The sequence below is a fragment of the Variovorax sp. FG153 genome (assembly GCF_057809595.1).
Window position 1 is genome coordinate 18355 of the sequence record NZ_JBMDKG010000045.1, and the last position, 12379, is coordinate 30733.

Annotated in this window: 11 protein-coding genes; 4 read left to right on the plus strand and 7 right to left on the minus strand. The window is 69.3% G+C overall.

Going from position 1 to position 12379, the window contains the following annotated elements; genetic code table 11:
- From mmsB to ACODT0_RS33350, 5 genes are all read right to left on the minus strand, one after another.
- Entirely contained in the window at positions 1 to 1209 is a 1209-nt protein-coding gene (mmsB, locus tag ACODT0_RS33330) for a multiple monosaccharide ABC transporter permease (RefSeq protein WP_057594595.1), read from the minus strand.
- On the minus strand, positions 1196 to 2722 hold the full coding sequence (gene mmsA / locus ACODT0_RS33335) for a multiple monosaccharide ABC transporter ATP-binding protein (protein WP_489043231.1): 1527 nt from the start codon (positions 2720 to 2722) through the stop codon (positions 1196 to 1198). Before mmsA ends, mmsB begins: the two co-directional genes overlap by 14 nt.
- Before the next feature lie 38 nt (positions 2723 to 2760).
- Positions 2761 to 3831 carry a multiple monosaccharide ABC transporter substrate-binding protein gene (gene chvE, locus ACODT0_RS33340; protein ID WP_261216616.1) on the minus strand — a complete coding sequence of 357 codons (1071 nt, stop codon included), beginning with the start codon at positions 3829 to 3831 and terminating at the stop codon, positions 2761 to 2763.
- 8 nt (positions 3832 to 3839) lie between these two features.
- Positions 3840 to 4805 (minus strand): ABC transporter substrate-binding protein, encoded by a 966-nt coding sequence (locus ACODT0_RS33345; RefSeq protein WP_057594593.1) that lies wholly within the window; start codon positions 4803 to 4805, stop codon positions 3840 to 3842.
- Between the two features lie 64 nt (positions 4806 to 4869).
- A complete protein-coding gene (locus ACODT0_RS33350) occupies positions 4870 to 6336 on the minus strand; it encodes an aldehyde dehydrogenase family protein (RefSeq protein WP_261216614.1) in 1467 nt (488 codons plus the stop codon).
- Positions 6337 to 6482: 146 nt separating this feature from the next.
- Between ACODT0_RS33350 and ACODT0_RS33355 the strand changes: the two genes are divergently transcribed.
- On the plus strand, positions 6483 to 7442 hold the full coding sequence (locus tag ACODT0_RS33355; protein ID WP_057594591.1) for a LysR family transcriptional regulator: 960 nt from the start codon (positions 6483 to 6485) through the stop codon (positions 7440 to 7442).
- A gap of 140 nt (positions 7443 to 7582) precedes the next feature.
- Here the strand turns inward: ACODT0_RS33355 and ACODT0_RS33360 are convergent, their stop codons facing one another.
- Entirely contained in the window at positions 7583 to 8359 is a 777-nt protein-coding gene (locus tag ACODT0_RS33360; RefSeq protein ID WP_261216612.1) for an SDR family NAD(P)-dependent oxidoreductase, read from the minus strand.
- 147 nt (positions 8360 to 8506) lie between these two features.
- Here ACODT0_RS33360 and ACODT0_RS33365 point away from each other — a divergent pair, with 147 nt between their 5' ends.
- From ACODT0_RS33365 to ACODT0_RS33375, 3 genes are all read left to right on the plus strand, one after another.
- Complete coding sequence (locus tag ACODT0_RS33365; protein ID WP_489043219.1) at positions 8507 to 9457, plus strand: SMP-30/gluconolactonase/LRE family protein; 951 nt, start codon at positions 8507 to 8509, stop codon at positions 9455 to 9457.
- A gap of 88 nt (positions 9458 to 9545) precedes the next feature.
- Positions 9546 to 10514 (plus strand): AraC family transcriptional regulator, encoded by a 969-nt coding sequence (locus tag ACODT0_RS33370; RefSeq protein ID WP_057594588.1) that lies wholly within the window; start codon positions 9546 to 9548, stop codon positions 10512 to 10514.
- A gap of 69 nt (positions 10515 to 10583) precedes the next feature.
- Entirely contained in the window at positions 10584 to 11270 is a 687-nt protein-coding gene (locus ACODT0_RS33375) for a Crp/Fnr family transcriptional regulator (protein ID WP_057594587.1), read from the plus strand.
- 15 nt (positions 11271 to 11285) lie between these two features.
- On the opposite strand, the gene ACODT0_RS33380 is transcribed toward ACODT0_RS33375, so the two are convergent.
- Positions 11286 to 12356 carry an aldose epimerase family protein gene (locus ACODT0_RS33380; RefSeq protein WP_489043220.1) on the minus strand — a complete coding sequence of 357 codons (1071 nt, stop codon included), beginning with the start codon at positions 12354 to 12356 and terminating at the stop codon, positions 11286 to 11288.
- Between the last annotated feature and the right edge of the window lie 23 nt (positions 12357 to 12379).

Here is a 12379-nt window from a genome sequence, read left to right on the forward strand (position 1 = left end):
CTACTTGTTCTTGTTGTAGACATCGATGAACACCGCCGCCAGCAGCACCAGCCCCTTGATCACCTGCTGGTAGTCGATGCCGATGCCGAGGATCGACATGCCGTTGTTCATCACGCCCATGATGAAGGCGCCGATCACCGCACCCATCACCTTGCCCACGCCGCCCGAGGCCGAGGCGCCGCCGATGAAGCAGGCCGCGATCACGTCGAGCTCGAAGCCCAGGCCGGCCTTGGGCGTGGCGGTGTTGAGCCGGGCCGCGAACACCAGGCCCGCGAGCGCCGCCAGCGCGCCCATGTTCACGAAGGTCAGGAAGGCCAGGCGCTGCGTCTTCACGCCCGACAGCCGCGCCGCCTTCTCGTTGCCGCCCAGCGCATAGATGCGCCGGCCGATGGTGGTGCGGTTGGTGACGAAGTCGTAGGCCACGATCAGTACCGCCATCACGATCAGCACGTTGGGCAGGCCCTTGTAGGTGGCCAGCAGGTAGCTGAAGAACAGGATGATGGCCGCGAAGAACAGGTTCTTCACGAGGAAGAAGGCATAGGGCTCCTGCGCCATGCCGTGCGCGGCGAGCTTCGCGCGGCCGCGCAGCTTGAAGAACACCAGTGCCGCGGCCGCCAGCGCGCCCACGACCAGCGAGGTGGTGCGCAGCGCCGCGCCGCCGATCGGGTCGGGGATGAAGCCCGAGCTCAGGCGCTGGAAGGCCTCGGGAAACGGCCCCACCGACTGCCCCGCGAGCAGCGCCAGCGTGAGCCCCTTGAACACCAGCATGCCCGCGAGCGTGACGATGAACGAGGGGATCTTGCGGAAGGCCACGAACCAGCCCTGCGCCGCGCCGATGAGCGCGCCCGCGAGGATGCTCACGATCGCGGTCGGCACGAAATGCCATTCGTACTCCACCATCAGCACCGCCGCCAGCGCGCCGATGAAGCCGCAGACCGAGCCCACCGACAGGTCGATGTGGCCGGCCACGATCACCAGCAGCATGCCCAGCGCCATGATCACCACGTAGCTGTTCTGCAGCAGCAGGTTCGTGAGGTTCAGCGGCCGCAGCAGGGTGCCGTCGGTCAGCACCTGGAACAGCACCATGATCGCGACCAGCGAGATCAGCATGCCGTATTCGCGCAGGTTGTTCTTGAGGAAGCCCGCGTGCAGGCCCCTGGGCTCGGCGGCCACGGCGGCGGTCGCCGCCTGTGCTTCAGGCTGCGACATGGACCGTGCTCCCCGCGCGCACGATGGCGTGCATGATGCGTTCCTGCGTGGCCTCGGCGGCCGTGAATTCGGCGACGAAGCGCCCTTCGTTCATCACGTAAATGCGGTCGCACATGCCGAGCAGCTCCGGCAGTTCGGAAGAGATCATGAGAATGCCTTTGCCCTCGCGCGCGAGCCGGTCGATGATGGTGTAGATCTCGTACTTGGCGCCCACGTCGATGCCGCGCGTGGGCTCGTCGAGGATCAGCAGCTCGGGCTGGGTGAAGAGCCACTTGCTCAGCACCACCTTCTGCTGGTTGCCGCCCGAGAGGTTGACCACGGGTTGCTCGATGCCCGCGCAGCGGATGTTGAGCGCCTTGCGGTACTCGTTCGCCACCTGGAACTCGCGGCCCGGGTCGATCACCAGGCCGTCGGCCACCGCGCCGAGGTTCGCGAGGCTCACGTTCTTGCGGATCTCCTCCTCGAGCACCAGGCCCAGGCCCTTGCGGTCCTCGGTCACGTAGGCGATGCCGTGGTCGATGGCCTTGCGCACCGTGCTCACGTCCACCGTCTTGCCGTGCATCAGCACCTCGCCGCTGATGCGCTGGCCGTAGGAGCGGCCGAACACGCTCATCGCGAGCTCGGTGCGGCCCGCGCCCATCAGGCCCGCGATGCCGACGATCTCGCCCTGGCGCACGCGCAGGCTCACGCCGTGGATCTGCTCGCGGTCGGCATGCTGCGCATGGTGCACGCGCCAGTCGCGCAGCTCGAACACCGTCTCGCCGATCTTCGGCTCGCGCGGCGGATAGCGGTGCGCCATGTCGCGCCCCACCATGCCGCGCACGATGCGGTCCTCGCTGATCGGCTGGGCGCGGCAGTCCATGGTCTCGACCGTCGCGCCGTCGCGCAGCACCGTGATCGCATCGGCCACCTTGGCGATCTCGTTGAGCTTGTGCGAGATCAGGATCGAGGCGATGCCCTGGCGCTTGAGCTCGAGCAGCAGCCGCAGCAGCGCGTCGCTGTCGGTCTCGTTGAGGCTCGCGGTGGGCTCGTCGAGGATCAGCAGGCGCACCTCCTTCGCGAGCGCCTTCGCAATTTCAACCAGCTGCTGCTTGCCCACGCCGAGGTCGGTCACCAGCGTGGTCGGCGCTTCCTTGAGGCCCACCTTGGCGAGCAGCTCGCGCGTCCTCGCATAGGCAGCGAACCAGTCGATCACGCCGCCGCGCGCGATCTCGTTGCCGAGGAAGATGTTCTCGGCGATCGACAGCAGCGGCACCAGCGCGAGCTCCTGGTGGATGATGATGATGCCGAGCTTCTCGCTGTCGGCGATGCCCCGGAAGCGGCGCGGCTCGCCCTCGAACAGGATCTCGCCGTCGTACGAGTCGCAGGGATAGACGCCGCTGAGCACCTTCATCAGCGTGGACTTGCCGGCCCCGTTCTCGCCCACCACCGCGTGGATCTCGCCCGCGCGCACCGCGAGGTTGACGTTGCACAGCGCCTTCACGCCCGGGAAGGTCTTGGTGATCCCGCGCATCTCGAGGATCGTGCCGCCGCCGTGCGCGTCGCGCTCGTTCACTTGACCTGGCTTTCCTTGTAGTAGCCGCTGTCGACCAGCACCTGCTTCCAGTTGCTGCCGTCGACGCTGACCGGCTTGAGCAGGTACGAGGGCACGACCTTGACGCCGTTGTTGTAGGTCTTGGTGTCGTTGACCTCGGGCGTCTTGCCCGAGAGCATGGCGTCGACCATCGCCACCGTGACCTTGGCGAGCTCGCGCGTGTCCTTGAACACGGTCGAGCTCTGCTCCTTGCGCAGGATCGACTTCACCGAGGGAATCTCGGCGTCCTGCCCCGACACCACCGGCATCGGCTGCGAGCCCGAGCCGTAGCCCACGCCCTTGAGCGAGGACAGGATGCCGATCGACAGTCCGTCGTAGGGCGAGAGCACCGCGTCGACGCGCTCCTTGGTGTAGAAGGCCGACAGCAGGTTGTCCATGCGCGCCTGCGCCACCGCGCCGTCCCAGCGCAGGGTGCCGACCTTGTCCATGCCCATCTGCTTGCTGCGCACCACCAGCTTGCCGCTCTTGATGTAGGGGTCGAGCACCGACATCGCGCCGTTGTAGAAGAAGAAGGCGTTGTTGTCGTCGGGCGAGCCGCCGAACAGCTCGATGTTGAACGGTCCCTTGCCGGCCTTGAGGTCGAGCGCCTTCTCGATCGACTGCGCCTGCAGCACGCCGACCTGGAAGTTGTCGAAGGTGGCGTAGTAGTCGACGTTCTTCGAGCCCTTGATGAGCCGGTCGTAGGCGATCACCTTCACGCCCTTGTCGGCAGCCTTCTGCAGCACGTCGGACAGCGTGGTGCCGTCGATGGCCGCGATCACCAGCACCTTCGAGCCCTTGGTCACCATGTTCTCGACCTGCGCGAGCTGGTTCGGGATGTCGTCGTCGGCGTACTGCAGGTCGGTCTTGTACCCCTTCTCCTTGAAGTACTTGACCATGTTGGCGCCATCGGCGATCCAGCGCGCCGAGGACTTGGTGGGCATCGAGATCGCGATCAGGCCCTTGTCCTGCGCCCGGGCCAGCGGCGCGACGCCGGCGGCGGCGAGCGCGAGGCCCGCCACGGCCGCCTTGAGGAAGTTGCGCTTCATGGTCGTCCTCAGTACTTGCGGTTCGGGAATTCCTTGGCGGCCACTTCCATCGGGAAGATGCCCTCCTCGGTCACGATGCGCTTGGGCAGCGTCTTGCCGGCCTTGATGTCCTTCACCGCCTGCATCAGCTGCGGGCCCAGCAGCGGGCTGCATTCGACCGAGACGTTGAGCTTGCCGGCGATCATGGCCTCGAAGGCGCCCTTCACGCCGTCGATGGAGATGATCACGATGTCCTTCGCGGGCTTGAGGCCGGCCTCCTCGATGGCCTGGATCGCGCCGATCGCCATGTCGTCGTTGTGCGCGTAGAGCACGTTGATCTTCTTGCCCTCGGCCTTGAGGAAGGCTTCCATCACCTCCTTGCCCTTGGCGCGCGTGAAGTCGCCGGTCTGCGAGCGCACGATCTTGAACTTCGGGTCGGCCTTGATGATTTCCTCGAAGCCCTTCTTGCGGTCGATGGCGGGCGCCGAGCCCACCGTGCCCTGCAGCTCGACGATGTTGACCTCGCCCTTCTGGTCCTTCATCTTCTCGACCAGCCAGCGGCCGGCCTTGCGGCCCTCCTCGACGAAGTCCGAGCCCATGAAGGTCACGTAGAGCGTGTCGTCCTTGCTGTTGACGGAGCGGTCGGTCAGCACCACCGGGATCTTCGCGGCCTTGGCCTCGCGCAGCACCGTGTCCCAGCCCGACTCGACCACGGGCGAGAAGGCGATCACGTCGACCTTCTGCGCGATGTACGAACGGATCGCCTTGATCTGGTTCTCCTGCTTCTGCTGCGCGTCGGAGAACTTGAGCTCGATGCCCGCCTCCTTGGCCGAGGCCTTGATCGACTCGGTGTTGGCGGTGCGCCATTCGCTTTCGGCGCCGACCTGCGCGAAGCCCAGCACGAGCTTCTTCTGCGCGAGGACGGAAGCCGGCAGCAGACCGCCGAGGGCGGCGGCGGCGAGCGCGGCGTTGAGGGTGCGGCGGTTCATGGTCATGGGTCGTCTCCTGTTGTGGATGGGGGGCTGCTTGTCGGAAACCTTAGGGGGACCTGGGTGCGGGTCAGGCCAGCATGTAGCCGGTCTTGACCTGCGTGTAGAACTCGGCGGCCTGGCGTCCCTGCTCGCGCGGGCCGTAGCCCGAGCCCTTGCGGCCGCCGAAGGGCACGTGGAAGTCCACGCCCGCGGTCGGCAGGTTGACCATGGTCATGCCGACCTCGGCATGGCGCCTGAAATGCATCGCGTGCTTCAGCGAGTTGGTGCAGATGCCGGCGCACAGGCCGAACGGCGTGTCGTTGCACAGCGCGAGCGCATGCTCGTAGTCGGTGGCGCGCAGCACGCAGGCCAGCGGGCCGAAGATCTCCTCGCGCGCGATGCGGTGGCCGGGCTCGGCCAGGAACAGCGCCGGGCTCATGTAGTGACCGGTGGTGGCGCGCTCCAGCGCTTCGCCGCCCCAGACATGCTCGGCGCCCTCGGCGCGCGCGATGTCGACCCAGGCGAGATGCCCCGCGAGCCGTTCGGCGTCGGCCACCGGGCCGATCTCCACGCCGCGCTCGAGCGCATGGCCCACGCGCAGCGCCTTGAGCCGCTCGCGCAGCCGCGCCACGAAGGCATCGTGCACCGAGGCCTCGACGATCAGCCGGCTCGAGGCCGTGCAGCGCTGGCCGGCCGAGAAGTAGGCGCCCTGCACCGCGCAGTCGACCGCGCGCTCGAGGTCGGCGTCGGCCAGCACCACCAGCGCGTTCTTGCCGCCCATCTCGAGCTGCACCCGGGCCCGGCGCGCGGTGGCGCCGCGCAGCACGCGCTCGCCGACGGCGGCCGAGCCGGTGAAGCTCAGCGCGTCGACGTGCGGGCTGTCGACCAGCGCCTGGCCGACCTCGCGGCCGCTGCCCATCACGAGGTTGAACACGCCCGCGGGCAGCGCGGCGCGGCTGATGATCTCGGCCAGCGCCCAGCCGCAGGCCGGCACCCGCTCGGCCGGCTTGAACACCACGCTGTTGCCATGCGCGAGCGCGGGCGCGATCTTCCAGGCCGGCACCGCGAAAGGCGCGTTCCAGGGCGCGATCAGGCCGACCACGCCGAGCGGCTCGCGCGTGACGTCGACCTGCACGCCCGCGCGCGCCGAGGCGAGGCTCTCGCCGCCGCCGGCGCCCGCGCCGCCACGGAAGGCCTCGCCCGCGAAGAACTTGAACACCTGGCCCGCGCGCGCCACCTCGGCCACGGCCTCGGGCAGCACCTTGCCCTCCTCGCGCGCCAGCAGCAGGCCCAGCTCGTCCTTGCGCGCCAGCAGCTCGGCGCCGATGCGGTCGAGCACGTCGGCGCGGCGCTGCGGCGTGCTGTGGCTCCAGTGGGGGAAGGCGTCGGAGGCGGCGCGGATCGCCGCGTCGGTCTGGCGGCGGTCGGCCCGTGCGTACTCGGCCACCACTTCGCTGGTGTCCGAGGGATTGGTGCTCACACCGGTGGTCGCGCTGGTTTCCCAGCGGCCGTTGATGTACTGCCGCACGTTCTGATGGATCTCGCCGTGGAACACCGTGGCGCCGACCTTGTCTCTGTTGTTGTGGGGGGTGGGCGGCAGTCTAGGAATGAAACGGATATCGATCCAATCATTTTTTCGACAAAATGAATATCGATCGAGACATTCTGGAAAACCCGGGCGAACCGAGGTTCTCAGCCTTCATGACGAACTACACCCATTGGTTTATCCGCGCGCGGCTCAAGACGCGCCAGCTGCTGCTGCTGGTGGCACTGGCCGAGGAAGGCAACATCCACCGCGCCGCGCAGGTGCTCAACATGACGCAGCCGGCGGCCTCCAAGCTGCTCAAGGACCTGGAGGACGTGCTCGAGGTGCCGCTGTTCGAGCGGCTGCCGCGCGGCATGCGGCCGACCTGGTACGGCGAGACCATGATCCGCCACGCGCGGGTGGCGCTCGCGAGCCTGAACCAGGCGCACGACGAGCTCACCGCGCTCAAGGCCGGCCGCTTCGGCCAGGTGAGCGTGGGCGCGATCACCGCGCCCGGCCTCACGCTGCTGCCGCCCGCGGTGGCGATGGTCAAGCGCGAGCAGCCCCAGCTGCGGATCTCGCTCGAGATCGAGACCAGCCCGGTGCTGATCGAGCGGCTCGAGCAGGGCAAGCTCGACATCCTGGTGGCGCGGCTGTTCGCCGAGCACGACAAGTCGCAGCTGCGCTACGAGGCGCTGACCGAGGAGCCGGTGTGCGCGCTGGTGCGCCCCGGCCATCCGCTGCTGGGCGTGAGCGGCCTCACGCTGCGCGACGTGGTCGGCGAGGGCTGGATCGTGCCGCCGGCCGGCAGCGTGCTGCGGCATCGCTTCGAGCTGATGTTCCAGGAGGAGGGGCTGCAGCCGCCGATCAACACTATCGAAAGCTCGGCGCTGCTGTTCATCACGCGCATGCTGCAGCAGAGCGACATGGTGGCGGTGCTGGCGACCGACGTGGCGCGCTACTACGCCGCGCACGGCATCGTGTCGCTGCTGCCGCTGGACATGCCCTGCCACATGGACGCCTTCGGCATCATCACGCGCACCGACCGGCTGCTGTCGCCGGCGGCCAAGGTGATGATGAAGGCGCTGAAGACGGCGAGCCTGGGCGTCTACGGGCGCAAGCTCGAGATCGACTGAATTCGGGGGCGGGCAGCCGGACGCGAAGAACGCGAAGGTTTCGCGAAGTACGCAAAAGAGACCTCAAAAAATTTGGTATTCCTTTCGCGCTCTTCGCGAAACCTTCGCGTCCTCTGCGTCCGGCTGTTCGGCTGTCTCTCTCAGGTCCACCCGGCATCCACGGTGAACTCCTGCGCCGTGCACATCCGCGCATCGTCCGAGGCCAGGAACAGCACCATGCGCGCGATGTCCTCGGGCATCAGCCTGTCGGGCAGGCACTGGTTGCGCTTCAGGGCCTGCTCGCCCTCGGCGTCGAGCCACAGCGCGACCTGGCGCTCGGTCATCACCCAGCCGGGCGAGACGGTGTTGATGCGGATGCGGTCGCGGCCCAGTTCCACCGCGAGCCCGCGCGTGAGGCCGTTGACCGAGGACTTGGCGATCGCGTAGCAGGGGTAGCCCGAGCCCTTGGTCTGCCAGCCGGTGGAGCCGAGGTTGACGATCGAACCCGCGCCCAGGCGCTTCATGCCCGGCACCACCGACTGGATCGCGAACAGCGCGGGGCGCTCGTTGATCGCCATGCGGTTGTCGTAGTAGTCGGGCGTGACCGACTCGAGCGTGTGGCGGTCGTCGCTCGCGACGTTGTTGACCAGCACGGCGAAGTCGCCGAGTTCGGCCGCCGCATCGGCGATGGCGGCCTGCAGCGCGGCGATGTCGCGCACGTCGCAGGCACGCCACCAGGGCGCCACGTGGCCGGCCTGTGCGATGCGCTGCGCGAGTTCGGCGCTGGCGGCTTCGGCGATGTCGACGAAAGCCACCCTGGCGCCCTGCGCGGCGAAGGCCGACACGATGGCCGCGCCGATGCCGCTGCCGCCGCCCGTGACGAACACGGTGCGGCCCGAGAGGCTGGGGTGGATGGCAAGGGAGGAGGAAGCGGTCAAGGAGGTCTCCGGACGGGGTGGTCTTGATTCATTGCAAATTGAATATCAATACATGCCATTGTTTTTTATTTCAGTTATCAATATGCCTTGATACGATCCGCGGCGTCAAGAAGACCCGCCACGAGGCACCCAACCAAGAAGGCACGCATGACCGCCGCAGAGACAAGCCCCCTCCCCGCGCCGACGATCCTCGGCACGCCCGAATGCATCTGGGATGCCGGCGCCAACCTCGGCGAAGGCACGATGTGGTCGCCGCGCGAACAGGCGCTCTACTGGATCGACATCCTCACGCCGCGGCTGTTCCGCTTCCACCCCGCGAGCGGCGAGCGCCGGAGCTGGCGCTTCGCCGAGGAGATCACGGCCATCGCCGAGCGCGCCGCCGCCGCGGGCCTGGTGATCACGCTGCGCCGCGGCTTCGCCTTCTTCGATCCCGCGACGGCGCCCGAGGACGAGACCGCCTCGCCCGCCTACCTGCACCAGCCCGAGCCCGAGCGCGCGGGCAACCGCTTCAACGACGGCAAGTGCGACGCGCGCGGCCGCTTCTGGGGCGGCAGCATGGACTTCGACTGCAAGGCGCCCACCGGCGCGCTCTACCGCTTCGACGGCGACGGCCGCTGCGGCCGTCACGACGACGGCTTCGAGGTCACGAACGGCCCGACCTGGTCGGCCGATGGCCGCACTCTGTACTTCAACAACACGGTGCTCAACCATCTCTACGCCTACGACTTCGACATGGAGGCCGGCACGGTGTCGAACCGCCGCCTCTGGCACCGCTTCCCCGCCACCGACGGCCTGCCCGACGGCCTGCCCGACGGCATGACCACCGACGCGGCCGGCCGGCTGTGGATCGCGCACTGGGACGGCGCCTGCGTGAGCTGCCACGATCCGGTGAGCGCGCGGGAACTCGCGCGCATCGCGCTGCCCGCGGGCAACGTCACCGACTGCGCCTTCGGCGGCCCCGACCTGCGCACGCTCTACATCTCGACCGCGCGCAACGGCCGCAGCGAGGCGCAGCTCGCCGCCGAGCCGCTGGCCGGCGGTTTGTTCGCGGTGCGCATCGACGGCCCTGGCGTAGCGGCGAACCTGTTCGCGGGCTGACCCGACCCCGTCGGCCCCACGGACACCGGGGATTGCCATGCCGGCGACGCGAAGTCGCCGGAGAATCCGTCGCTTCGCTCCGACGGCCATGCTGCATTTCTCGACCGACGACCTCCGCCCGCAGGACCGCTTCGACCATTGGTGCGAAGTCCGCGGCAAGCACCTGTTCGGCGTCACGATCGAGGTGCCGCGCGAACGGCGCACGGCCTTCGAAGGGCACTTCCTCTCCACGCCGGTCGGCGACGCGAGCATCTGCGCCAGCGTCTCCGAGCTGCGCGCCTCCTCCTACCGCGTGAGCCGCACGCGCGCCGACATCGCGCGCGTCGCGGGCCAGAGCCTGTGCATCGGCCTGCAGGTGCGCGGCCCGGGCTGGGTCGGCAGCGGCCGCGGCGAACCCCTGCTGGTGCGCGAGGGCGACCTCGTGGTCCACCATGCCGACCTGCCGTTCGAGGCCACGCCGATCCGCGGCGACGGCTTCGACTTCCGCTCGCTGCGCATACCGCTCGCGCCCGGCATGCTGCTGGGCGCGCGCGCCGACGACCTGTTCGCGGCACCGCTCACGCGCACGGCCGCCTTCGCGCGACCGCTGCTGGCGCTGTTCCGCGCGCTGACGACGCGACCCGGTGAACTCGCCAACGCCGGGGCCGAGGTGGTGCATGCCGTGCGGCTGACGCTGCTGGCGCGCGGCCGCCTCGCGCCGGGCTTGCCCGAGAGCCGTGCCGCGCTGCGCGCGGGCCTGCTGCACGCGGCGCGCGAGATCCTGCAGCGCGACCTGCGGCTGCCCGAACTCTCGCCCTCGGGCGTGGCACGCGAACTGGGCATCTCGCTGCGCCAGGTGCACGTGCTGTTCGAGCCCACCGGCCATTCGTTCGCGCGCACGCTGACGGCGCTGCGGCTCGCCGACGCCTCGCGGCAGCTGGCGGCGGCACCGGAACGCTCGGTCACCGACATCGCCTACCGCAGCGGCTTCGACAGCCTCGCGACCTTCTACCGCGCCTTCCGCGCCGCTTACGCCATGACGCCGCGCGACGCGCGGGCACGGGCCGGCGGCCACTGATCGTTTCGCCGCGGGGCGCCTGCGCGCAATGAGAAGACGCGGCGGCCGCGCTCGCCAATCATCGCGGCCATGTACCTGCATCCCCTCACGGCCGGCCTTCCGATGGCGGAACGGGAATGGCTGACCCGCCACAGCGAGCTGCGCTACTTCCGGCGCAACGAGACCGTGCTCGAGGCCGGCGAAGACACCGACCGCGTCTACTGCGTGGCGAGCGGACTGCTGCGCGTGGTGGCGCGCGGCCGCACGCCGGGCGCCGACTTCACGAGCGAGTTCATCCGCGCCGACGACTTCTTCCTCGATCTCGGGCTGCCGGAGGATCGCTACCGCTCGACGCAGGCGCTGGTCGCCGCATTGCCCTCGTCGGTGCACCTGGTGTCGGCGGCGGCGCTGCGCGAGCTGTGCGCGCGCCGGCCCGAGATCGCGCTGCGCCTGCTGGGCCTGGTCGCGAAGCGGCTGGCCCTGCTGCGCGGACGGCTGCGGCGCGTCTCCACGCTGTCCTCGGGCGCGCTGGTGGGCCACGTGCTGCACCAGCTCACGCAGCTGGCGCCGGCGCATGCGGGCGGCTTCGACAAGCGCATCTCGCAATCGATGATCGCCTCGTACTCGGGGCTGTCGCGCGAGGTGGTCAACAAGACCATGCGCGCCATGGAACAGCGCGGCCTGCTGCGGCGCGATGCGCGCGCCGTGCACGTGCCCGAGGATTTCGCGCTGACGGATTTCGGCACGGTGCCCGACGACCGGCTGTCGGCCGCCTGAGCCCGGCGCCGGGCTTCAGGCGATGCCGAAACGGTGCTCGGTCACGCTGCGGAACACCTCGCCGGGCCGCAGCACCGTGGAGGGAAATTCCGGCCGGTTCGGCGAATCGGGGAAGTGCTGCGTCTCCAGGCACAGGCCGTCGCCCTGGCGAATCGCCGCGCCACCGCTGCCCAGCAGGCTGCCGTCGAGGAAGTTGCCCGAATAGAACTGCACGCCGGGCTCGGTGGTGTGCACCTCCATCGTGCGGCCCGAGGCCTCGTGCACCAGCCGCGCGGCCAGCGCGAGGCCGTCGCGTTCCTGCGCGCGGTCGAGCACCCAGTTGTGGTCGTAGCCGCGCGCGGCGAGCATCTGCGCATGGCCGTCGCGGATGCGCTCGCCGATGGACATCGGCTGCCGGAAGTCGAAGGGCGTGCCCTCGACCTCGGCCAGCCCAGTCGGGATCAGCGTGGCATCGACCGGGCAGTAGCGGCTGGCCGGCAGCATGAGCCGGTGCGCCATCGCGCTGCCCTCGCCCGCGAGGTTGAAGTAGTCGTGGTGGCTCAGGTTCAGCACGGTCGGCCGGTCGGTCTCGGCGCGGTAGCCGATGCGCCAGGTGTTGGCCGTGGTGCTCAGCTCGTAGCGCACGGCGAGCCGCAGCTCGCCCGGGTAGCCCTCGTCGCCATGCGCGCTGACATGGCGCAGCTCGATGCCGATGCGCCCGGGCTCGCCCGGCAGCGCGTAGATGCTCCAGAAGCGCCTGCCGAAGCCCTGCGCTCCGCCGTGCAGCGAGTTCTGCCCGTCGTTGAGCGCGAGCTGGTACGCCTGCCCGTCGAGCTCGAAGCGCCCGGCCGCGATGCGGTTGGCGAAGCGGCCGACGATGGTGCCCAGGTGCGGATGCGGCCCGAGGTAGGCCGCGAGGTCGGGCAGGCCCAGCACCACGTTGGCGGCGCGGCCCTGGCGATCGGGCACCAGCAGCGCGGTGACGATGCCGCCGAGGTTGATCGCCTGCAGCCGCAGGCCGAGGCCGTTGTCGAGCGTGTACTCGATGACGGGCCGGCCGTCGGGCATGCGGCCGTAGCTGCGCTGGGAGATTCTCGGTTCGCTCATCGAATGACGTCTGGTGTGAATGG